This window comes from Methylobacterium sp. 13MFTsu3.1M2, from assembly GCF_900112625.1.
GTDB lineage: Bacteria > Pseudomonadota > Alphaproteobacteria > Rhizobiales > Beijerinckiaceae > Methylobacterium.
In genome coordinates this window covers 248,750-270,244 of record NZ_FOMM01000004.1, presented here as the reverse complement: position 1 = coordinate 270,244, position 21,495 = coordinate 248,750, and the positions used below count along the sequence as shown (strand labels likewise).

The following is a 21,495-nucleotide window of genomic DNA, read 5'->3' as shown; positions in this document are numbered from 1 at the left end:
CTCGACGACGTCGAGCTCGGTCTCGGCCGTCTTGGCCTCCTCGACCGTGATCACGCCCTCGTTGCCCACCTTCTGCATGGCGTGGGCGATCATCTCGCCGATCTCCTTGTCGCCGTTGGCGGAGATCGTGCCGACCTGGGCGACCTCGTCGGAGGTCGAGACCTTCTTGGCGCGCGCGATGATGTCCTTGACGGCCGCCTGGGTGGCGAGGTCGATGCCGCGCTTCAGGTCCATCGGGTTGATGCCGGCGGCGACGTACTTGGCGCCCTCGCGGACGATGGCCTGGGCCAGCACGGTCGCGGTGGTGGTGCCGTCACCGGCGATGTCGTTGGTCTTCGAGGCCACTTCGCGCACCATCTGGGCGCCCATGTTCTCGAACTTGTCGGCGAGCTCGATCTCCTTTGCGACCGTCACACCGTCCTTGGTGATGCGCGGGGCGCCGAAGCTCTTCTCGATCACGACGTTGCGGCCCTTCGGGCCGAGCGTCACCTTCACCGCGTCGGCGAGGATGTCGACGCCGCGCAGCATCTTATCGCGGGCGTCGGCGGAGAAACGAACGTCTTTCGCTGCCATTGTGTGCCTCTTCGCTGGTTGTTGAACCCCAAGGCCGGGACGGCCTCAAAGGGCGATGGTGGGTGACCCGATCAGGCGGCGACGACGCCCATGATGTCGGATTCCTTCATGATCAGGAGGTCCTGACCGTCGATCTTGACCTCGGTGCCGGACCACTTGCCGAACAGGACGCGGTCGCCAGCCTTCACGTCGAGCGCGTTGACGCGGCCGGCCTCGTCGCGGGCGCCGGGACCGACGGCGACGACCTCGCCCTCCTGCGGCTTCTCCTTGGCGGTGTCCGGGATGATGATGCCGCCCTTGGTCTTCTCTTCGCCTTCGATGCGACGGACGACCACGCGGTCGTGCAGCGGACGGAACTTCATGAGCTGCCCTCTTGCTTCAGGTCTTGAGTTGGCGTTGATGCGGCCGGCGGGACCGCTCGCAAACTCGACTGTTAGCACTCTGTCTCGGCGAGTGCCAAAGACGGCCGCGAGATAGGCGCGGGCGGGTTCCGAGTCAAGGCTGTCGCACCCCCGCGCGACGGTGCGATGACGCGCCGGCGGCCCCGTTCCCCCTCATGGATAACGCGCTCTCATGCTGAGCCTGCACGGACCCGAAGGCCCGGTGGCGCTGCGACCCAGCGGCCCGATCGCGCGCGACACCGTGTGGCTCGACCTGAACGACCCCACGCCGGAAGAGGCTGCGGCGGTCGAGGCCGCGACCGGCCTGCGGGTGCCGTCGCGGGCGGCGCTCTCGGAGGTCGAGACGTCGAGCCGCCTGCGCCGGGTGAAGGGCGGCCTCTCGCTCTCGACCCCGATGATCACGTTCGAGCAGAGCGCGTCACAGCTGAAGCCGCTGGGCTTCCTGCTGACCAAGGATCACCTCGTCACGATCCGCTTCCACGACCTGCGCGCCTTCGAGGCGTCCGCGAAGCGTATCGCCGACGGCGACGGCAGCACGACGCCGAGCGAGATCTTCCTCGTCGTGCTGGAGGAACTGGTCGACAGCCTCGCCGACGCCCTCGAGGACATGGGCTCCGAGCTCGACACGCTCTCGACCCGCATCTTCGACTTCGACGTCCGCGGTGCCGAGCGGCGGCGCCTGGAGAGCCCGCCGCCCCGGCGCCGCGACCTCGCCCTGCGCCGGATCCTGCGCGGCATCAGCAACCGCGGGAAGGTTCTGGGCAAGATCCGGTCGAGCCTGCTCGGGCTCGAACGGATCATCCCGTTCGTCGCCGCGGCCTGCGACAGCCTCGGCCTGCCGGAGGATGCGCGCTTCGAGACGATCAAGCGGGACATCGAATCCCTCGACGAGTTCGAGACGCGGCTCGCCGAGAACGTGCAGTTCCTGCTCGACGCGGCCCTCGGCCTGATCACCATCGAGCAGAACAACGTCTTCCGCGTCCTCACCGTCGTCTCGGTGGTCGGCGTCCCACCGACGCTGATCGCGTCGATCTACGGCATGAATTTCAAGCACATGCCCGAGCTGGATTGGGCGCTCGGATATCCCTACGCGCTCGGCCTGATCCTCATCAGCGCGGTCGCGCCGATCGTATACTTTCGCATGCGCGGCTGGTTCTGATATTCTTAAGTATGCTTCGGCCCTGACTGAGTTTATATTTGAATGCAATCTCGACGATGGCGTCGGTCGGGTTACGGACGCACAGAGGGCGCGGCGCTCCAAGCATTCGATTTCCGTCAGGCAACTCTTAAACTGGACGAATGCCAGAATAAGGGATTCATTAACGCTGTGAAGCTACACCCCACGCCGGGGGAACGCGAGCCGTACCATGTTCAATCGCACTGTTTTCAATGAAGCCCAGGCCAAGATCGACGCGCTCGACCGCTCGCTGGCGATCATCGAGTTCTCGATGGACGGAACGGTCCTTCACGCGAACGAGAACTTCCTGCGATTGATGAAATACGGCCTCAGCGACGTCCGGAACCGCCATCACCGCATCTTCGTGGACAAGAGCTACGCCGAGTCCGCCGATTACGCGGCGTTCTGGAGCAAGCTGAAGGACGGCCAGTACGTCACGGGCGAGTTCCTGCGCCTCGACAAGGAGGGCGACTCGGTCTGGCTCGAGGCGACGTACAATCCTGTCCTCGACGCGCGCGGCAAGCCGATCAAGGTCGTCAAGTTCGCCGCGGACATCTCGGCGAAGAAGAAGGAGATCAACCGGCTCCTAACGATGATCGACAACGTTCCGGTGGCGGTCATGACGGCCGATCTGAAGGACAACTTCAAGATCGACTACATGAACGCCACGTCGCGCAAGACCCTCGGCACGATCGACCAGCACCTGCCGGTGAAGGTCGACGACATGCTCGGCCGCTCGTTCGACATCTTCCACAAGAACCCCAGCCACCAGCGCACGATGCTGGCCGACGCGAGCCGGCTGCCGCACAGCACCAAGATCAAGGTCGGGCCCGAGACCCTCAATCTGCGGGTCACGGCCGTGAACGACGAGAAGGGGCAGTACCTCGGCCCGATGCTGACCTGGGCGGTCGTCACCGCGCAGGTGAACATGGAGACCGACGTCAAGCGGGTCGTCGAGGCCGTCGGCTCCGCCATCCAGGAGATGCAGAGCTCGGCCGTGGGTCTGATGCAGTCGGCCGAATCCGCGCGCCACAAGGCGTCGTCGGTCGCGTCGAACTCCGAGCAGATGAACGGCGCGATCCAGGAGATCTCCGGCCAGGTCGGGCGGGTCTCGGAGCGCGCGCAGCAGATCGCCGCCCAGGCGGGGACCACCGACGCGACCATGCGCCAGCTCGCCGAGAACGCCCGCAAGGTCGACGCGGTGGTGGGCATGATCAAGTCGATCGCCGACCAGACCAACCTGCTCGCCCTGAACGCCACCATCGAGGCGGCCCGCGCGGGCGCCGCCGGGCGCGGCTTCGCCGTGGTGGCCTCCGAGGTGAAGGCGCTCGCCGAGCAGACCGCCAAGGCGACCGGCGAGATCACGCAGCAGGTCTCGGCGATCCAGAGCGCGACCGGCGACGCGGTCGGCGCCATCGAGATGATCACGGCCGCGGTGGACGAACTGTCCAAGCTCACCCTGGCGATGGCGAGCGCCGTCGAGGAGCAGGCGGTCTCGACCCACGAGATGGCGGGCAATATCGGCGGCGTCTCCGAGGCCGCCAACGCCACCGGTCAGCTCGCCCAGACGGTCCAGGGCATCGCCGAGAGCCTCGCCGGCCACTCGACGAGCCTGTCGGAGAGCGTGATCCGGTTCATGAAGACGGCCTGATCGGGCGACTCAGTCCCGGGCGAGCTGCGCCCGGCCGATGGCGAAGACCCGCCCGTCCCCGAGGAGATGGGCGGTGAAGCCGTCGGGGAACAGGCTCTCGATCGCCCGGTCGCGGACGTTCAGGCCGCCGGCGTAGGCGCCGAAGGCCGGCATGACGAGGCGGGTGCCGTCCGTGACGAAGCAGCGGCGGCGCACCGCCCGCCCGCGCATCGCCACCTTCCCGCAGGGATGGAGATGGCCGGCGATCTCGCCGGGCACGGGCTCCGGGCTCGGCTCGTGGCGCAGGACGAGGCCGCCGAGCGTCAGCGCGTCCGCGTAGCGGCCGCCGACGCCCTCGTTCACGGCCGCGTCGTGGTTGCCGGCGATCCAGACCCAGTCCCGCCCCTCCTGCAGGGCCGCCACCAGGGCGCGGTCGCCCGGCTCCATGCGCTCGGGACCGCGGGCGTCGTGGAAGGAATCGCCCAGCGCCACCACCCGGGCCGGATCGTGCCGCACCACCGCCTCGTGCAGGCAGGCGAGCGTCTCCCGGGTGTCGTAGGGCGGCAGGAACTGGCCGGAGCGGGCCGCGTAGGACGAGCCCTTCTCCAAGTGGAGATCGGACACGATCAGCGTCCGGTGCTCCGGCAGCCAGAGGCCGCCGCAGAGGTCGAGCACCAGCGTCTCGCCCGCGAGCTGCAGGGTGGGGTGCTTGGGAGTCTTCTCGAGTCTCAGGCCGGCCGCCAAGATCGCATCCTCGGTGTCGTCGGGGGAGGGCGGATCGACGGTCAGGACAGAGCCTCTTGGAGAAGCTCCGCCTCGGCCTCGGCCAGGATCTCGTCGGCGCCCTCGCCGTAGACCCGCTCGCGCCCGATCTCGAGCATCACGGACACGGAGAGCGGCGAGACCCGGTCGAGAGACCTGTGGATGATTCGCCCCTGGATGCGCTCTAGCATCATGCCGAGGCGCCTCACGTCGAGGAGTCCGGTTGCCGCATCCTGCCGCGCGGCCCGCAGCAGCAGGTGGTCGGGCTGGTGCTTGCGCAGCACGTCGTAGATCAGGTCGGTCGAGATCGTGACCTGCCGGCCGGACTTCTTCTGTCCCGGGTGATGGCGCTCGATCAGGCCGGCGATCACCGCGCATTGCCGGAAGGTGCGCTTCATCATGGCCGATTCGTCGAGCCACGCCTCCAGATCGTCGCCCAGCATGTCGACGGCGAAGAGGTCGCCGATGAAGTCCGGATCGATCGCGGCGCGCTCCGAGACGTCGCGGGTCGACCAGATGGCGATGCCGTAATCGTTGGCCGCGAAGCCGAGCGGGCGCAGGCCGGAACGCTCCAGCCGCCGGGTCAGCAGCATGCCGAGGGTCTGGTGGGCGAGGCGGCCCTCGAACGGGAAGGCCGTCAGGTAGTAGCGCTTGCCCCGCGGGAAGGTCTCCACCAGCAGGTCGCGCTCGCCCGGCAGGACCGAGCGGCGGCGCTGCTGCAGCAGGTAGGCGCCGATCTGCTCGGGCAGGCGGTCCCACTCGAACGGGTCGGCGATCAGCGCCCGGACCCGGGCGGCCAGGAAGGTCGAGAGCGGGAACTTCGCGCCCGCGTAGGACGGGATCGCCGGGTCGGTGCCGGCCGGCGCGCGGGTGACGAGGCACTCGTCCTCGGCGAGCCCCTCGAAGCGCAGGGTCTCGCCCGCGAACAGGAAGGTGTCGCCCACCGTCAGCGTCTCGGCGAACTCGTCCTCGATCTCGCCGAGCACCCGCCCGGTCTTCGGCAGCACCGTGCCGGGCTTGCCGCGCAGGGTCCGGCCGAGGCGGACCTTCACCCGGGCCGCCTCCACGATGGTGCCGACATTCATCCGGTAGGCCTGGGCGGTGCGGGCGTCGCGCACGCGCCAGAGCCCGTCCGGCCCGCGCAGGATCTTGGCGAAGCGCTCGTAGGCGCGCAGCGCGTAGCCGCCGGTGGCGACGTAGTCGACGACCTGCTCGAACGATTCCCAGGTCAGCCCGGCGTAGGGCGCGGCCGAGACGATCTCGTCGTAGAGGTGGAGCGGATCGAAGGCGTCGGCGCAGGCCATGCCGAGGACGTGCTGGGCGAGGACGTCGAGGGCGCCCTGGCGGGCGTCCGGCGTGTCCTGGGCGGCCTCCTCCACGGCGTCGAGGGCCGCCTGGCACTCCAGCATCTCGAAGCGGTTGCCCGGGACGAGGTAGGCCTTCGAGGGCTCGTCCATCCGGTGGTTGGCCCGGCCGATCCGCTGCATGATCCGGCTCGCCCCCTTCGGCGCGCCGACATTGACCACGAGATCGACGTCGCCCCAGTCGATGCCGAGATCGAGGGTCGCGGTGCAGACGATCGCCCGGAGCTGGCCCGCCGCCATGGCGGCCTCGACCCGGCGGCGCTGCTGGGCATCGAGCGAGCCGTGGTGGATCGCGATCGGCAAGGCGTCGTCGTTGAGCCGCCACAGCTCCTGGAACGTGTACTCGGCCTGGAGGCGGGTGTTCACGAAGACCAGCGTGGTCCGGTGCTCGCGGATGAGGTCGTAGATCGCCGGCATCGAGTGCCACGCGGTGTGGCCGGAGATCGGCAGCGCCCGGCCGAGATCGAGCATGCGCAGGTCCGCCTTCGCGCCGCCGGCGACGGTGACGAGATCGGCCATGGGCGGCGCGACGCGCTCCCCGTCCCGTCCGGGAGAGGGTCGGGGTGGGGGAGGAGACGCGTCAGGACTGGACGCGCCGTCCCCGCGCGCGGCGGGAGGAGGGGGAAGCGGCCCCTGCGGCACCAGGTACTTCCGCAGCTCGTCCGGTTCCCGCACCGTGGCGGAGAGCCCGATCGCCGCGAGGCCGGGGCTCAGCCGGTGCAGCCGCGCCAGTGCCAGGGACAGCAGGTCGCCGCGCTTCGAGGTCACCAGCGCGTGCAGCTCGTCGAGCACCACGCAGCGCAATCCGGAGAAGAATTCCGCCGCCTCGCGATGGGCGATCAGCAGCGCCAGCTGCTCGGGCGTGGTCAGCAGGATGTCCGGCGGCCGGCTGATCTGGCGGGTGCGCTTGTGGGCCGGGGTGTCGCCGGTGCGGGTCTCGACGCGCATTGGCAGCGCCATCTCGGCGATCGGCGCGTCGAGGTTGCGGGCGATGTCGACCGCGAGCGCCTTCAGGGGCGAGACGTAGAGGGTGTGGAGGCCCGCCGCCTTCCGCTGGGGGCCACGCTCGGCGAGGGCCACGAGGCTCGGCAGGAAGCCGGCCAGCGTCTTGCCGGCCCCGGTCGGCGCCACCAGCAGCGCCGAGCGGCCGGCGCCGGCGATCCGCAGGAGATCGAGCTGGTGCGATCGGGGCGCCCAGCCGCGCCCGGCGAACCAGGCGCGGAACCGCTCCGGCAGGATCTCGGACGGGTCGCTCAGGCGAGCGCCATCAGGAAGCGGTCGATCAGCTCCAGCGCCCGCTCGCTCATCGGGCTCGGGTAGCGGGCGAAGACGTGGCAGCCGCCGGGATAGATCGCCGTGTGGCCGCCATTGCCCGCCGCCGCCCAGCGCGCCGACATGTACAGCGTGTCGTCGAGGAGTGGGTCGGCGGTGCCGATGGTGAACAGGGCCGGCGGCAGACCCTTCAGGTCGGCGTAGATCGGCGACACGTCCGGCCGGCGCCGGTCGATGCCCTCGCGGACGTAGCCGTCGGCGAACTTGGTCAGATCGCGGGTGTTCACGACCAGCCGCTCCTCGCCCCAGTTCCGCACCGACGGTGTGAGACCGAGATCGAAGAAGCCGGCGTTGAGGTTGGCGCCCCGGAAGGCCCGCGGCAGGTTGTGCTTGTCGCGCAGCCGCAGCAGCACCATCACGGCGAGGTGCGCCCCCACCGACTCGCCGCCGATGGTCAGCGCGTGGATGCCGAACTCGGTCTTGCCAGGACCGGCCAGCCACAGGGCCGCCGCTTCGCAGTCGAGCAGCGCCGCCGGATACGGGTGCTCGGGGGCGAGGCGGTACTCGACCGACAGGGCGACGAAGCCGCAGGTGTCGGCGATGCGCTCCAGCCAGGGATCCTGCTCATCGGCGGAGCCCCAGACCCAGCCGCCGCGGTGGATGTGCAGGTAGGCGCCGCGCAGCTTCGTGCCGGGCTTGGGCCGGACGACGCGGAGCTTGAGCGGGCCGCCGGGCCCGTCGATCGTCAGCCACTCCGCCCGGGCGCTGTGCGGCATGGCGGGCGCCGCCTTGGTGCCGAGACGGCGCCGCTCGCGCACCTCGGCGATCGGCAGCGACCAGGGATCGGGCAGCGCGGCGTGCGCCGCGACGATCTCGGCATTGAGCCGGAGCGTCTCGGGATCGATCGTCGCCGGGTCGAACAGGGCGTGGTCGATCATCGTGCGTATGGTCCCGTCGGCACTCAGAGCCTCTCACACCAATTCCCGATTCCCGGGAGTTCTCCCTTTGGCCGAGGCCGCGCCGCGAGAGTCCCGCGGCGTAGTCCACCCCGTCCGGCATCTTGGCGCGCGCGACGCCGCTTGCCATCTGCACGGCGCGCGAGAAACCCGCCAACGCCTGATCCGCGCTCGGGTTTCGACGCGGTGTGGTGTGCCGGCCACGGTTCCGCCCGCTTCGTCGCCGATCCGAGGGCCCTGAGGCTTCACGAGGACGCAATGCTCGTCGATCACGACCGGCGCCGGCAAGGCTATCAGCAGGGCGCCCCGCCGAACGCCCCCTACGGCGCGGACAGCTACCGGTCGCGCCCCTCGGCGCTGCGGCGGTTCCTCGGCGGCTCGCCGGCCGGCGTGTTCCTGCGGCTCCTGTTCCTGTCGGTGCTGGTCGGCGCCTTCATGTCGATGCTCGGCCTGACGCCGGGGCGGCTGTTCTGGCACGTCTACGATTCGGCGCGGGCGCTGGTGGAGGTCGGGCTGGCGTCGCTCCACGATTTCGGCGGCTGGATCGTCGCCGGGGCGATCGTGGTCGTGCCGCTCTGGCTGATCGCGCGCCTGTTCGCCGTCTCCCGCTGAGAGGGTTTGGGGCCGATCCGGTCCGGTCGCGCCCCGACGGCCCGGCGCGCCGGCGGTTCGGGCAGTTCGGCCGCCCGCCATCGCAACCCGCCGATGCGATCACCCCGCTTTGCGCGGACGGCGCGGCTTCTTAGCGTGCGGCATGATTCACACCGTCGCCAGCTCGGGCCGTCCGACGAACCGCCGCGTCCTGGCCCTGGCGCTGCCCATGACGATCGCCAACGTGACGACGCCGATGCTCGGCTTCGTCGGGGCAGCGGTGATCGGGCGGCTCGGCGACGCGGCGCTGCTCGGGGCCATCGCCCTCGGCGCGGTGATCTTCGACGCGATCTTCTGGTCGTTCGGGGCGCTCCGCATGGCGACCGCCGGCCTGACCGCGCAGGCGGTCGGAGGGCGCGACGACGCCGAGGTCGACCGCATCCTGGCGCGGGCGCTGGCAGCGGGCGCCCTGATCGGGCTCGTCCTGGTGGCCCTGCAGGGGCCCCTCGCGCAGCTCGCCTTCGCGATCAGCGGGGCGAGCGCGGCGGTGATCGCCGGTCTCGCGACCTACTTCCACATCCGCATCCTGTCCGCGCCCTTCGTGCTGGCGAGCTACGGCGTGCTCGGCTCGGTCCTGGGGCGCGGGCGCACCGATCTCGGCCTGCTGCTGCAGGTCGCCATCAACCTGACCAACGTCGCGCTGACGCTCATTCTGGTCCTGGGCTTCGGCCTGGGCCTCGCCGGCGCGGCGCTGGCGACCCTCGGCGCCGAGGCACTCGGGCTCGGCCTCGGGCTGATTCTCCTGGCGCGGCTCGGCTCCCGACCGTTCCGGGTGCCGCTGCGCGACCTCCGCGACGCCGCGGCGCTCCGCCGGACGCTCAGCGTCAACGGCGACGTCATCCTGCGGACGCTCGCGCTGATCACCGGCATCGTGCTGTTCTCGGCGCTCGGCGCCCGGCAGGGCGACGTGGTCCTGGCTGCGAACTCGGTCCTGTGGAATCTCTTCCTGATCGGCGGTTTCTTCCTCGACGGCTTCGCCACGGCGGCCGAGACCCTGTGCGGCCAGGCCGTCGGCGCCCGGGACCGGGAGGCGTTCGACGCGGCCGCCGCCCTGAGCCTGCGCTGGTGCCTCGGCTTCGGCCTCGCGGTCAGTCTTGTGTCGCTGGCGGGCGGCCCGGCCTTCATCGATGCCGTGACCACGAACGGGCCGGTGCGCGAGGCGGCCCGGTCCTACCTCGTCCTCGCCGCCCTGGCGCCGCTCGCCGCCGCGGCGCCCTTCGCGTATGACGGGATCTATATCGGCGCGACCTGGACGCGGGCGATGCGCAACCTGATGGTGTGCGCGCTCGCCGCCTACTGCGCGATCCTCGCGCTCGTCGAGAGCCTGGGCTTCGGCAATACCGGGCTGTGGCTGGCCTTCGTGAGCTTCCTGGGCGCCCGGGGCCTCGGACAGGCGATCGCGTTCCCGCGCCTCGCCCGGGACACGTTCCGGATGCCGGCCGCGGCCGCCCTCGGAACCGCGGCCTAGGCGGCAGCCGCGCGCAACCTCGAGGCGTGCTAGCGCGGGTCTTTCCAGGTGGTGGGCTGGGCCGCTGGCGCGGCGCGGGCCACGGAGCCGGTGGTGCGCGGCACGGCCGCCTCCGCCCGCCGCGGGTAGGACCGGCGCGGGGCCGCGTAGCCGTAGCGGCGTCCCCGGCGGACGTGCCGGCGCCCGCGCTCCGACGAGTTCCCCACGAAGCCGCCGACCACGGCCCCCGCGACGGCGCCGATCGGGCCGCCGACCAGCGCCCCCGCGACCGCGCCGGAGCCGACGCCGAGGGTGGTCCGGCTCTGGGCCCGGGCCGCCTCAGGTGCCGCCAATGTTCCGAGCAAGGCGAGGGTGACCAAGACTTTGCGCATCGTAGAGATTCCGGACTTCGAGAATTGGTTTCGTCCGGCCTTTAAGCGGCGGAACATGACCAAACCGCGGCTTCGATCTGCGGAGAGACGGCGCGGTATCAAACCGCGCGGGGACTCACCCGCCCCGACCTTTAGGGTGTGGCGCGGCCGGGTTCGTGCTTTAGGGTGCAGCGCAACGACGGGAGGCCGCGCGACGGCCCAGGAGGGAGAAGCCGATGGCCACGACCACCGATCTGCGCCTGCGCCGCAGCGTGCTCTACATGCCCGGCTCGAACCAGCGGGCGCTCGACAAGGCCAAGTCCCTGCCGGTGGACAGCATCATCCTCGACCTCGAGGACGCCGTCGGCCCGGAGGAGAAGGAGCTCGCCCGCGATCAGGTCTGCGCCGCGGTGAAGAGCGGCGCCTACGGCAGCCGCGAGCTGGTCATCCGGGTCAACGCCCCGCAGACCCCGTGGGGCGAGGCGGATCTCCACGCCGCCATCGAGGCCAAGCCCGACGCGATCCTGATGCCGAAGGTCTCGTCCCCCGCCGTGCTGGAGAGCATCGCTGACCGGCTCGAATCCCTCGACGCGCCGGACGGCATCGCGATCTGGGCGATGATCGAGACCCCGGCCTCGATCCTCAACATCCAGGAGATCGCCCGGGCGAAGCGCGACCCGCGCAACCGGCTGACCTGCCTCGTGCTCGGCACCAACGACCTCGCCAAGGACACCTGGGCCAAGATCGTCCCCGGCCGCGTGCCGATGCTGCCCTGGATGATGATGGCGCTGGCCGCCGCGCGGGCGGAGGGGCTCGCGATCCTCGACGGCGTCTACAACGACATCGCCGACACAGAGGGCTGCCGCGACGAGTGCCGGCAGGCCCGGGACCTGGGCTTCGACGGCAAGACCCTGATCCACCCGACGCAGTTGGAGCCGGCCAACACGTCTTTCGCTCCGACCGAGGAGGAGGTGCGCCGCGCCAAGCTGGTGATCGAGGCGTTCGAGCGCCCGGAATACGCCAAGCGCGGCGCGATCAAGCTGGAGGGCCGGCTCTACGAGCGGCAGCATCTCGGCGTGAACCGGCGGGCGGTCACCTGGGCCGAGGCGATCAAGGCGAAGGGGTTCTGAGCGCGTCCGTCCCCGCCGGAGCGAAGCGATCCAGGGCAGCGCCGCGCCCGAGTCTGTCGCGCGCCCTGGGTCACTTCGCTACGCGCGTGATGACGGCACCGACGGCCCTGAATCGGCGGTGGTGTAGCGCGTCCGCTGGGTGCGCCCGTCGCGGGCCGTGACGGCGACGAGGCCCGCCTCGTCCAGGCCCGAGAGGGCGCGCAGCACGAGGGCGTGCTCCACCCCGAAGGTGCGGGCGAAGGCGCGGCTGTCGCCCGGCAGGCCGAGATCCAGCGCCGCCAGGAGGCCCGCCGCCAGCGGGTCGAGATCCGGGCGGGCGGCCGAAACCCGGTCGAGGGCGGCGACGAACGCCGCCTCGTCGGGCTCCGCGCTCACGCGGCCGCGCGCGCCTGCAGGGTGACCAGCACCGACTTGGAGGTCGGCGTGTCGCTCTTCTCGCCGTAGGTCGAGAGCGGCACGAGCACGTTCAGCTCCGGATAGTAGCCGGCCAGCGCCCCCCGCGGCATGTCGAAGGGCACGAGGCGGAAATCCTCCGCGCGGCGGGTGATGCCGTCGTCGTGCGTGCCGACGACGTCGACCCGGTCGCCGAGCCGGTCGCGGATCTCCGCGAGGTCGTCCGGGTGGGCGAAGATCACGCGGCGCTCGCCGTAGACGCCGCGGTAGCGGTCATCCAGGCCGTAGATCGTCGTGTTGTACTGGTCGTGGCTGCGGAAGGTCTGCAGCACGTAGGTGTCGCGGGTCTTTCGCGCGGCCTGGTGCTCGGTCTCGGCCGGCAGGGCGTCGGCCGAGAAGGTCGCCCGGCCGGTGGCGGTCTCGAATACCCGCTCGGCGGCGAGGTTGCGCAGCATGAAGCCGCGCGGCTTGCGCACCCGGGTGTTGTAGCCGGTGAAGCCCGGGATCGTGGCGGCGATCGCCTCGCGGATCCGGTCGTAATCGGCGGCGAACCCGGCCCAGTCGATGGCGGCGGAGCCGACAGTCGCCTGCGCCATGCCGGCGATGATGGCGATCTCGGAGCGCAGCTCCTTGGAGGCCGGCTTGTTGATGCCGCCCGACCCGTGGACCATGCTCATCGAATCCTCGACGGTCACGATCTGGATCTTGCCCTCGGCGCCTCGGTCGATCTCGGTTCGGCCCAGGCAGGGCAGCAGGTAGCCGACCGCGCCCGGCACGAGGTGGGCGTGGTTGAGCTTGGTGGCAATGTGCACGGTGAGCCGGCACGAGGCCAGCGCCTGCGCCACGACGGGCGTGTCGGGCGTCGCCCGCAGGAAGTTGCCGCCGAGCCCGATGAAGGCCTTCGCCGTGCCGTCGCGCATGGCCCGGATCGCCGCCAGGACGTTGTGGCCGTGCCGGCGCGGCATGGCGAGGCCGAAATGCTGCTCCAGCGAATCCAGGAAGGCGGCGGACGGGCGCTCGTTGATGCCGACCGTGCGGTCGCCCTGCACGTTCGAGTGGCCGCGGACCGGGCAGAGGCCCGCGCCGGCCCGGCCGATATGGCCGCGCAGGAACAGCAGGTTGGCGATCTCCCGGATCGTCGCCACCGAGTGGCGGTGCTGGGTCACGCCCATGGCCCAGGTCGCGATGACCCGCTGGGCGCCCAGATAGACGTCCGCCATCGCGGCTATCTCGTCCATGGTCAGGCCCGACTGGTCGAGGATCGCGTCCCAGGACGTCGCCTCGACGGCGGCGCGGTAGGCCTCGAGCCCGGCGGTGTGGTGCTCGAGGAAGGCGCGGTCGAGGAGCGAGGGCCGGCCGGCCGCCAGCGCCTCGGCGTCGCGGGCGAACACGACCTTGGCGATGCCCCGGAAGGCCGCCATGTCGCCGCCCGAGCGCGGCTGCAGGTAGTGGCTGGCGATGGGGCGGCTGGCGCCGCGCAGCATCTCGACGGTGTTCTGGGGGTCGGCGAAGCGCTCCAGGCCGCGCTCCCGGACCGGGTTCAGCACCACGACCTTGGCGCCGCGCTCGGCCGCCCGGCGCAGGTCGCCGAGCATCCGCGGGTGGTTGGTGCCGGGATTCTGGCCGACGCAGAAGATCGCGTCCGCCTTCTCGAAATCCTCCAGCAGGACCGTGCCCTTGCCGATGCCGATGGCGTCGATCAGCGCGACGCCGCTCGCCTCGTGGCACATGTTCGAGCAGTCGGGGAAGTTGTTGGTCCCGTAGGCGCGGGCGAAGAGCTGGTACAGGTACGCCGCCTCGTTGGAGGCGCGGCCCGAGGTGTAGAATTCGGCCTGGTCCGGATGGTCGAGCCCGCGCAGGGTCGCGCCGATCTCCGCGAAGGCCTCGTCCCAGCTCACCGGCAGGTAGCGGTCGCTCGCCGCGTCGTAGCGCATCGGGTGCGTCAGGCGGCCCTGGCCCTCCAGGGCGTAGTCGCTCCAGGTGCGCAGCTCGGTCAGGGTGTGCTTGGCGAAGAAGGACGGCTTCGTGCGCTTGTCGGTCGCCTCCCAGGAAACCGCCTTCACGCCGTTCTCGCAGAACTCGAAGGACGAGCCGTGCTCCGGGTCGCCCCAGGCGCAGCCGGGGCAGTCGAACCCGTCGGGCTGGTTCGCCTTCAGCAGCGCGCGGGCGCCGGTGAGGGGTGCGCGGCTGCCGAGCAGGTGCTTGCCGCAGCTCTTCAGAGCACCCCAGCCGCCGGCGGCGGAGGAGCGCTTGGTGGACCCTTCAGACTGGGCCATGAACCGTCCTGGATTGGCTGACGCGATGTGTCTCGCAACCGCGAGATAAGCGCCTCTCCGACCCCCTCACAATGGCGTGTCGGCGCAGGCCCCTCATGCACGGGGCACAGGCTAAGCTCCCGCTGTGCAAAGCCTTTCTAAACTGCGGCCCCAAAAAAACTGTCCGGCGCGGCGCCGCGACCGGCTCGCCCGCGCCGGCTCAGTCCCCGCGGGCGAGGTCGGCGGCGTCGCGCCCGACGACCTGCCGGAGCGAGGCGATGCCGGCCTCGCTCATGCGCCGAAGGAGCCCGTCCTTGATGCGCCCGACGAGGCCCGGCCCCTCGTAGACCAGCGCCGAGTAGAGCTGCACGAGGCTCGCCCCGGCCCGGATCTTGGTCCAGGCCGCCTCGGCCGAATCCACGCCGCCGACCCCGATGAGCGGCAGCGCGTCCCCGACGCGCAGGCGCGTCTGGGCGAGCATCCGCGTCGCCGGGCCGAAGAGCGGCCGCCCCGAGAGGCCGCCCGTCTCCCGCGCGAGACCCTGCTCGCGCAGGCTCGCCGGGCGGGCCACCGTGGTGTTGGACACCACGAGGGCCTGGACCCCGCGCCGCTGCGCCGTCGCGCAGACCGCGTCGAGGGCGTCCAGCGCCATGTCGGGGGCGATCTTGAGGAGGATCGCCGCGCCGGCGCCTGCCGCGTCCCGGGCCTCGACCGTGCGGGCGAGCAGCTCGTCGAGGAAGGCCTCACCCTGGAGGTCGCGCAGGCCCGGCGTGTTGGGCGAGGAGACGTTGACCGTGACGAAGTCGACGAGCGGCGCGAGGGCTGCGGTGCAGGCGGCGTAGTCGGCGAGGCGGTCGGCGGATTCCTTGTTCGCGCCGATGTTGACGCCGACGATACCGGCTCGCCCCCTCCGGGCGCGCAGACGGTCGGCTACCACCTCCAGCCCCTCGCTGTTGAGGCCGAAGCGGTTGATCACGGCGCGGTCGTCGGGGAGGCGGAAGACCCGCGGCCGCGGGTTGCCGGGCTGGGGCCGCGGCACGACCCCGCCGACCTCGACGAAGCCGAAGCCGAGGCCCAGCAGCGCGTCGGGAACGCGCGCGCCCTTGTCGAAGCCGGCCGCGAGGCCGACCGGGTTGGGAAAGCGGCGGCCGAGCAGGTCGACGGCGAGGCGCGGGTCGTCCGCCGGCCGCGGCCCCGCGGGCAGGAGCGCCAGGGCGGCGAGGGTCAGGTCGTGCGCGCGCTCCGCGTCGAGACGGTGCAGCAGCGGTCGGACGAGGGGGAAGGCGGCCGCGATCATGCCGGCAGGATCCCGGCGGGGAAGGCGTGCCGGCCGTCGGCGCCCAGCGGCATATCGTCCACCGCGACCACGGCGGACAGCGGCAGCGGGCCGTAGAGATGCGGGAACAGGTCGCCGCCGCGAGAGGGCTCGTAGCGCAGGCCGTCGCCGAGGGCGTCGGCCTCGACCGCGACGAGGAGCAGGTCGTCCTGCCCGGCGAAGTGCCGGGCCGCCGTCTCGGCGACCTGTGCGGCCGTCGAGAAGTGGATGAAGCCGTCCTGATGATCGATCGGGGCGCCCGTGAACCGGCCCGCGGCCTCGGCCTCGCGCCACAGAGGGCGCGGACAGATCTTGTAGATGAGCGGCATCGAAGCTCCTCGGAGACGACGCTGCGATAGAGGCGCCGGGCCGCGGCGGCAACCGCGCCGCGCCCCGCCCGATTCGAGGAGCGATTGCAATCTGCCGCCCGTAGTTCTACTTTCCTACGACTAGGCTGGACGTCACACAGCCCCGTCCGGACCGGCAGAGCGGATCCGGAAAGCAGATTGTCAAGTATCTCCGCGCGTACCCGGCGGGTGTCGAACGGACCCGGCGGGCGAACCGTCTCCGTGCCTCCGAGGCAGCCGGATCCCGGCTGGTGAGACGGGGGTGCCGGCCCGCTCAGGCTGAGCTTCCGAGCCCGCTATGCTGTCGCACGAGCAGATCTGGAACGCCATCGACCGGCTCGCCGAGCGCCACGGCTACTCGGCCTCGGGCCTCGCCCGCCGCGCCGGCCTCGACGCGACCAGCTTCAACCGGTCGAAGCGCGTGGGCGCCGACGGCCGCAAGCGCTGGCCGTCCACCGAATCCGTGTCGAAGGTCCTGGCCGCCACCGGCTCGAGCCTCGACGAGTTCCTGCGGCTCATCGAGGCCCGCGAGATTCCCGCCCGCACGATGGTGCCGCTGATCGGCCTGACCCAGGCCGGGGCCGGCCGCCTGTTCACCGACGAGGGCATGCCCACCGGGGGCGCCGGCTGGGAGGAGATCGAGTTTCCGGATCTCGGCGAGGAGCGGGCCTTCGCGCTGGAGATCCAGGGCGATTCCATGCTGCCGCTGTTCCGGGACGGCGACGTCCTGATCGTGTCGCCGACGGCCAGCGTGCGCAAGGGCGACCGCGTCGTGGTCCGCCTGCACGGCGGCGAGGTCCTGGCCAAGGAGCTGCGGCGGCGTACCGCCCGGACCGTGGAACTGGCCTCCCTGAACCCCGAGCACGAGGACCGGGTCCTCAATCTCGGCGAGGTGGCCTGGATGGCCCGGGTGATGTGGGTGCGCCAGTAGGCGGTGCCCGGACGGGTCGGCACGCCGGTCGACGCGCGGATCCTCCCGCGGATCCACGCTTGGCCGTGAGGCCGTTCATCGCTATCGCTGGCCCGTCGCGGACCTTCCGCATCCGCTGAGCGCGAACGCAGCATGGCGCAGCCCGGGACGGATCACAGCGCGGCCGAAGGCGGGTCGCTGGCGGACGAGGCCCGCAGGCTCCTCGACGCGCTGCCGACGCCCAGCCTGGTGCTCGATCCGCAGGGCCGTGTCCGCCACGCCAATCCCGCCCTGGAGCGGATCGCCGGCTACGCGGCGGAGCGGCTCGTCGCGCAGGGACTCGATCTGATCCTGGCGCAGCGCACGGGCCCCCTCGATCCCGCCGGCGCCGAGCCTCAGGAATTCCTGGCCACGCGCGCGGACGGGACGAGCTTCTGGGCCCGCCTGGAGACGGCGGCCCTGCCCGGAACCCCGTTCCGCATCGGCCAGATCCGCGACGAGACGGCCCGGCGCGAGGCCGAGGGCGCGCTCGCGCTCTCCCGCCAGCGCGAGGCGCTGGGGCTCCTGACCAACAGCGTCGCCCACGAGTTCAACAATTTCCTGCAGATCCTGATCGGCTACATCGACGGGCTCAAGCGGCGGCTCGGGGACCGGCAGGAGCCGTTCGTCCAGCGGGCGATCGCCCGCTCGGCCGACGCCACCGAGCGCGCGGCGATCCTGACCCGGCACCTGCTCGCCTATTCGCGCCGCATCGCGCCGGACGTCCGGTCGGTCGACCTCGACGCCATCGTGGCCGACCTCGCTGCCCGCCTCGAGCCCGACCTGCCGCCTGGGATCCGCCTCACCGTGGCGGCGACGCCGGGCCTGCCGCGGGCGATCAGCAATCCCACGCAGATCGAGTTCGCCCTGCGGCATCTCGTCGCCAATGCCTGCGAGGCGATGCCGTCGGGCGGGACGCTGACCCTGTCGACCTTCCGGGTGGATCCCGGCGACCGCTCCCTGCAGCAGCCGGGCCAGGGGAGCGTCGGGATCGCGGTCGGCGACACCGGGCAGGGCATGTCGCCCGAGATGCTCGCCCGTGCCCTGGCGCCGTTCCAGACCAGCCACGAGGCCGGGCGCGGCGCGGGCCTCGCGATCGTCCACGGTCTCATGAAGCGGCAGAACGGGACCATCACCCTCGACAGCCGCAGCGGGGAGGGGACGCAGGTGCGCCTCTCCTTCCCGGCCGCCCCGGAGCGCACGCTCCACTAGAGCCGTGCCATTCACGCGATGGGCGCGACGGGCGGGCTCGGAATGCGCAGCACCGATCCGGTGGAAAACGTCGCCCGGGCGACGGCGGCCAGGACTAAAACCGCTGCCCGACCGTTCCCATATCGTCACTGGCGCTCCGCGCCACCCGGTTCTCGTCCTCTGAGGCGTGTACATGTTTACTGAGATTTCGCGCCGCCGGCGTGTGGCCGCCCTCCTGGCGCTGGCCGCTGCGCTGACCGTCGCGGCACCCGTCGTGGAAGCCCGTCCGGGCGGCGGCGGGTCCGTCGGGTCCCGCGGCTCGCGCACCTACACGGCGCCCTCCGCCACGCCGACCGCCCCCGGCGGCGGCACGACGATGCAGCGCTCGCAGACCGCGCCTTCGCCCGGCATGGGCAGCCCCGGCATGCAGGCCCCGGCCGCGCCCGGTCGCCGCTTCGGCGGCGGCTTCTTCGCGGGCCTGCTCGGCGCCGGCCTGATCGGCGCGCTGCTCGGCGGCGGCTTCTTCGGCGGTCTCGGTGGCCTCGCCTCGATGATCGGCCTCCTGTTCCAGGTCGGTCTCGTCGTGCTCGTGGTGATGCTGGCCCTGCGGTTCTTCCGCCGCCGGAACGAGCCGGCCGGCGCCGGCGCGCCCTACGCCCGCTCGTCGCTCGACGATCAGCCGGGCGCCCGCGGCCCGATGGGCGGCGCTCCGGGCGGCCCGGCTCCCGGCGGCATGTTCGGCGGTGGGCAGCGCCCGCCGCAGACGCGCCCGGTGCAGATCGGCCCGGCCGATTACCAGGCCTTCGAGCGCCTGCTCGGCGACATCCAGGACGCCTACTCGCGCGAGGATCGGGTGACCCTGGGCAACCTGTCGACGCCCGAGATGGTCAGCTACTTCGACGAGGAGCTGCGCGGCAACGCCTCCCGCGGCGTGGTGAACAAGATCTCGGACGTGAAGCTGCTGCAGGGCGACCTCGCGGAGGCCTGGGGCGAGGACCGCACCGACTACGCGACCGTGGCCATGCGCTACGCCCTCAAGGACGTGATGATCGAGCGGGCGAGCGGCCGCGTCGTCTCCACGGACTCGTCCGAGGCGACGGAGCTCTGGACCTTCCTGCGCCAGCCCGGCCGCGGCTGGGTGCTCTCGGCGATCCAGCAGACCCGCTGACCCGGCAACGCTCCGGGCTCCGGGCCGGAGCCACGGCTCTCCGTCAGGCCGGCGTCCCCACCGGGGCGCCGGCTTTTCTATGCGCGTCCCACCGATTGGCGAGATCGACGAACCCGGACACCGGGATCTCCTCGGCGCGCGCGGTCTCGGACAGGCCGGCGGCGGCCAGCAGAGCGCCGGCCTCGGGCGTCAAGGCCTTGAGGCTCTGGCGCAGCATCTTCCGCCGCTGGCCGAAGGCCGCCCGGGTGACGGCTTCGAGCGCGCCGGCGCGGCAGGGCAGGGGCTGGGCGCGCGGAACCAGCCGGACCACGCTCGAGGTCACCTTGGGCGGCGGCACGAAGGCCGAGGGGCTGACGTCGAACAGGATCTCGGCCTCCGTGCGCCAGCCGCACAGGACGCCGAGCCGGCCGTAATCGGCCCGCTCCTCCGGGCCGGCGACGATCCGCTCGGCGACCTCCCGCTGGAACATCAGCACGGCCTGGTCCCACCAGGGCGGCCAGACCTCCCCGTCGAGCCAGCCGGTGAGCAGGGCGGTCCCGACATTGTAGGGCAGGTTGGCGACGATCCGCGCCGGCGCCTCGCCCACCAGCGGCCGCGGGTCGAAGGCGAGGGCGTCGGCGTCGACCACCTCGAGCCGGCCGGGATAGTGGGCGGCGATCTCGGCGAGGGCCGGCAGGGCGCGCGGGTCGCGCTCGATCGCCACGACGCGGGCGGCGCCCTCGGCGAGGAGCGCGCGGGTCAGCCCCCCCGGGCCCGGCCCGACCTCCACCACGGTCACCCCCGCGAGCGGACCGGCCGCCCGGGCGATCCGGCCGGTCAGGTTGAGGTCGTAGAGGAAGTTCTGGCCGAGCGCCTTCTTCGGCTCCAGGCCGTGGCGGGCGACGACCTCGCGCAGCGGGGGAAGACCGTCCCCGGCGCTCATGCTGGCTGCCTCACAGCTCGTCCTCGGGATCGAAGTGGCGGGCGCCGACGGGCCGGGGACGGCCGGCATAGACGCTGAACGGGATGATCTCGGCCCCGGCGGGGGCCTCGCTCCGCGCCGCCGCGTTGGCGGCCAGCCGGTCGGCGAGGCGCAGGGCCGCCATGAGGCTGTCCGGCCGGGCGACGCCCTGGCCGGCGATGTCGAAGGCCGTCCCGTGGTCCGGCGAGGTGCGCACGAAGGGCAGGCCGAGGGTGACGTTCACGCCGTCGTCGAACGCGATCGTCTTGATCGGGATCAGGGCCTGATCGTGCGTGGGCGCGAGGGCGACGTCGTAGGTCTCCCGGGCGCGGGCGTGGAACAGGGTGTCGGCGGGGAGCGGCCCGCGGATGTCGATGCCCCGCGCCCGCAGGCGCGCCACGGCGGGGGCGAGGACGTCGCGGTCCTCCCGGCCGATCGTCCCGGCCTCGCCCGCGTGCGGGTTCAGGCCGGCGAGGACGAGACGGGGCTCGGGCAGGCCGAAGCGCTCCCGCAGGTCCCGGGCGACGATCGCGGCTGTCTCCTCGACGAGCTCCTGGGTGAGCAGGTCCGGCACGTCCCTCAGCGGCACGTGGATCGTCACCGGCACGACCGAGAGGCCGGCGCTCCAGATCATCATCACCGGCCGGGGCGGCGTCACGCCGGGCGGCACCGCGAGGGCGGCCAGGAACTCGGTGTGCCCGGGATGGGCGAAGCCCGTCCGGGTCAGCACGAACTTGGCGATCGGGTTGGTCACCACCGCGCTCGCGCGCCCGGTCTTCACGAACTCCACCGCCGCGGTGATCGACTCGATGGTCGCGCCGGCGTTGCCGGAATCGGGGATGCCGGGATCGGCCGCGACGCGGGCGCCGCTCGGCAAGGGCACCACGGGGAGCGCGCGCGGGAACACCTCGGCGGCCGTCTCGGGATCGACCTCCGCCACCGGGACGGGGCGGTCGAGGCGGTGGGCGAGGCGCTCGACGAAGTCGGGATCGGCCACCAGGAAGAACGGCGGCAACGGATCCGCCCCGCCGCGCCCGAGCCACGCGCTGAGCGCCAGCTCCGGGCCGATGCCGGCGGGATCTCCGAGGGTGAGGGCGAGGGGCGGCATGGGCGCTTTATAGCGCCCGCGCGGCGCGGGCGCATCCTCGGCGGCTCAGACCGAGCGGCGGGATCGCGGCGGGCGACGCGCCGGACCGGCGCGCC

Annotated in this window: 20 protein-coding genes; 8 read left to right on the top strand and 12 right to left on the bottom strand. The window is 72.1% G+C overall.

What is annotated here, in order from left to right; all coding sequences use genetic code 11:
• Together BM314_RS04685 and groES are read right to left on the bottom strand one after the other, a co-directional pair.
• Positions 1–573 (bottom strand): TCP-1/cpn60 chaperonin family protein (locus tag BM314_RS04685; protein WP_280142533.1); only part of this gene is annotated, 573 nt, incomplete at its 3' end.
• Positions 574–644: 71 nt separating this feature from the next.
• Complete coding sequence (groES, locus tag BM314_RS04680; RefSeq protein WP_020093567.1) at positions 645–935, bottom strand: co-chaperone GroES; 291 nt, start codon at positions 933–935, stop codon at positions 645–647.
• Positions 936–1,146: 211 nt separating this feature from the next.
• Here groES and BM314_RS04675 point away from each other — a divergent pair, with 211 nt between their 5' ends.
• Entirely contained in the window at positions 1,147–2,133 is a 987-nt protein-coding gene (locus BM314_RS04675) for a CorA family divalent cation transporter (protein ID WP_091977134.1), read from the top strand.
• A 208-nt stretch (positions 2,134–2,341) separates the two neighbouring features.
• Positions 2,342–3,802, top strand: a complete 1,461-nt coding sequence (locus BM314_RS04670; protein ID WP_091977133.1) for a methyl-accepting chemotaxis protein — start codon at positions 2,342–2,344, stop codon at positions 3,800–3,802.
• Positions 3,803–3,811: 9 nt separating this feature from the next.
• Here the strand turns inward: BM314_RS04670 and pdeM are convergent, their stop codons facing one another.
• Genes pdeM through BM314_RS04655 form a run of 3 tightly spaced genes read right to left on the bottom strand, consistent with a single transcriptional unit; the run spans position 3,812 to position 8,117 of the window.
• Positions 3,812–4,525 carry a ligase-associated DNA damage response endonuclease PdeM gene (gene pdeM / locus BM314_RS04665; RefSeq protein WP_091680165.1) on the bottom strand — a complete coding sequence of 238 codons (714 nt, stop codon included), beginning with the start codon at positions 4,523–4,525 and terminating at the stop codon, positions 3,812–3,814.
• A 41-nt stretch (positions 4,526–4,566) separates the two neighbouring features.
• Positions 4,567–7,164: a ligase-associated DNA damage response DEXH box helicase gene (locus BM314_RS04660; protein ID WP_091977152.1), complete on the bottom strand. Its 2,598-nt coding sequence runs from the start codon at positions 7,162–7,164 to the stop codon at positions 4,567–4,569.
• A complete protein-coding gene (locus tag BM314_RS04655; protein ID WP_091680189.1) occupies positions 7,161–8,117 on the bottom strand; it encodes an alpha/beta hydrolase in 957 nt (318 codons plus the stop codon). Before BM314_RS04655 ends, BM314_RS04660 begins: the two co-directional genes overlap by 4 nt.
• A 276-nt stretch (positions 8,118–8,393) precedes the next feature.
• Here BM314_RS04655 and BM314_RS04650 point away from each other — a divergent pair, with 276 nt between their 5' ends.
• Positions 8,394–8,747: a DUF6460 domain-containing protein gene (locus BM314_RS04650; RefSeq protein WP_020093561.1), complete on the top strand. Its 354-nt coding sequence runs from the start codon at positions 8,394–8,396 to the stop codon at positions 8,745–8,747.
• A 142-nt stretch (positions 8,748–8,889) separates the two neighbouring features.
• The gene (locus BM314_RS04645; RefSeq protein ID WP_091977131.1) at positions 8,890–10,254 is read left to right on the top strand and encodes an MATE family efflux transporter; all 1,365 of its coding nucleotides are present in this window, start codon (positions 8,890–8,892) and stop codon (positions 10,252–10,254) included.
• A 29-nt stretch (positions 10,255–10,283) separates the two neighbouring features.
• Here BM314_RS04645 and BM314_RS04640 read toward each other — a convergent pair whose 3' ends face one another.
• Complete coding sequence (locus BM314_RS04640; protein ID WP_091680162.1) at positions 10,284–10,625, bottom strand: YMGG-like glycine zipper-containing protein; 342 nt, start codon at positions 10,623–10,625, stop codon at positions 10,284–10,286.
• Positions 10,626–10,840: 215 nt separating this feature from the next.
• Here BM314_RS04640 and BM314_RS04635 point away from each other — a divergent pair, with 215 nt between their 5' ends.
• Positions 10,841–11,734, top strand: coding sequence for an HpcH/HpaI aldolase/citrate lyase family protein (locus tag BM314_RS04635; RefSeq protein WP_091977129.1), 894 nt, complete (start codon positions 10,841–10,843; stop codon positions 11,732–11,734).
• 78 nt (positions 11,735–11,812) lie between these two features.
• Here BM314_RS04635 and BM314_RS04630 read toward each other — a convergent pair whose 3' ends face one another.
• From BM314_RS04630 to BM314_RS04615, 4 genes are all read right to left on the bottom strand, one after another.
• The gene (locus BM314_RS04630) at positions 11,813–12,109 is read right to left on the bottom strand and encodes a hypothetical protein (protein ID WP_056522370.1); all 297 of its coding nucleotides are present in this window, start codon (positions 12,107–12,109) and stop codon (positions 11,813–11,815) included.
• Complete coding sequence (locus BM314_RS04625; protein ID WP_091977128.1) at positions 12,106–14,403, bottom strand: FdhF/YdeP family oxidoreductase; 2,298 nt, start codon at positions 14,401–14,403, stop codon at positions 12,106–12,108. Before BM314_RS04625 ends, BM314_RS04630 begins: the two co-directional genes overlap by 4 nt.
• A 199-nt stretch (positions 14,404–14,602) precedes the next feature.
• A complete protein-coding gene (locus BM314_RS04620; RefSeq protein WP_091977126.1) occupies positions 14,603–15,679 on the bottom strand; it encodes a quinone-dependent dihydroorotate dehydrogenase in 1,077 nt (358 codons plus the stop codon).
• Positions 15,676–16,026 carry a DUF952 domain-containing protein gene (locus BM314_RS04615; protein WP_020093554.1) on the bottom strand — a complete coding sequence of 117 codons (351 nt, stop codon included), beginning with the start codon at positions 16,024–16,026 and terminating at the stop codon, positions 15,676–15,678. The genes BM314_RS04620 and BM314_RS04615 overlap by 4 nt, the downstream gene beginning before the upstream one ends.
• A 316-nt stretch (positions 16,027–16,342) precedes the next feature.
• Here BM314_RS04615 and BM314_RS04610 point away from each other — a divergent pair, with 316 nt between their 5' ends.
• From BM314_RS04610 to BM314_RS04600, 3 genes are all read left to right on the top strand, one after another.
• Positions 16,343–16,975 (top strand): S24 family peptidase, encoded by a 633-nt coding sequence (locus tag BM314_RS04610; protein WP_012317556.1) that lies wholly within the window; start codon positions 16,343–16,345, stop codon positions 16,973–16,975.
• Positions 16,976–17,107: 132 nt separating this feature from the next.
• On the top strand, positions 17,108–18,205 hold the full coding sequence (locus BM314_RS04605) for a two-component system sensor histidine kinase NtrB (protein WP_091977124.1): 1,098 nt from the start codon (positions 17,108–17,110) through the stop codon (positions 18,203–18,205).
• 172 nt (positions 18,206–18,377) lie between these two features.
• Complete coding sequence (locus tag BM314_RS04600; RefSeq protein ID WP_091977123.1) at positions 18,378–19,352, top strand: TIM44-like domain-containing protein; 975 nt, start codon at positions 18,378–18,380, stop codon at positions 19,350–19,352.
• 43 nt (positions 19,353–19,395) lie between these two features.
• Here BM314_RS04600 and rsmA read toward each other — a convergent pair whose 3' ends face one another.
• The gene (rsmA, locus tag BM314_RS04595) at positions 19,396–20,274 is read right to left on the bottom strand and encodes a 16S rRNA (adenine(1518)-N(6)/adenine(1519)-N(6))-dimethyltransferase RsmA (protein WP_056522390.1); all 879 of its coding nucleotides are present in this window, start codon (positions 20,272–20,274) and stop codon (positions 19,396–19,398) included.
• Between the two features lie 10 nt (positions 20,275–20,284).
• Positions 20,285–21,400 carry a 4-hydroxythreonine-4-phosphate dehydrogenase PdxA gene (gene pdxA / locus BM314_RS04590; protein WP_091977121.1) on the bottom strand — a complete coding sequence of 372 codons (1,116 nt, stop codon included), beginning with the start codon at positions 21,398–21,400 and terminating at the stop codon, positions 20,285–20,287.
• Positions 21,401–21,495: the final 95 nt, after the last annotated feature.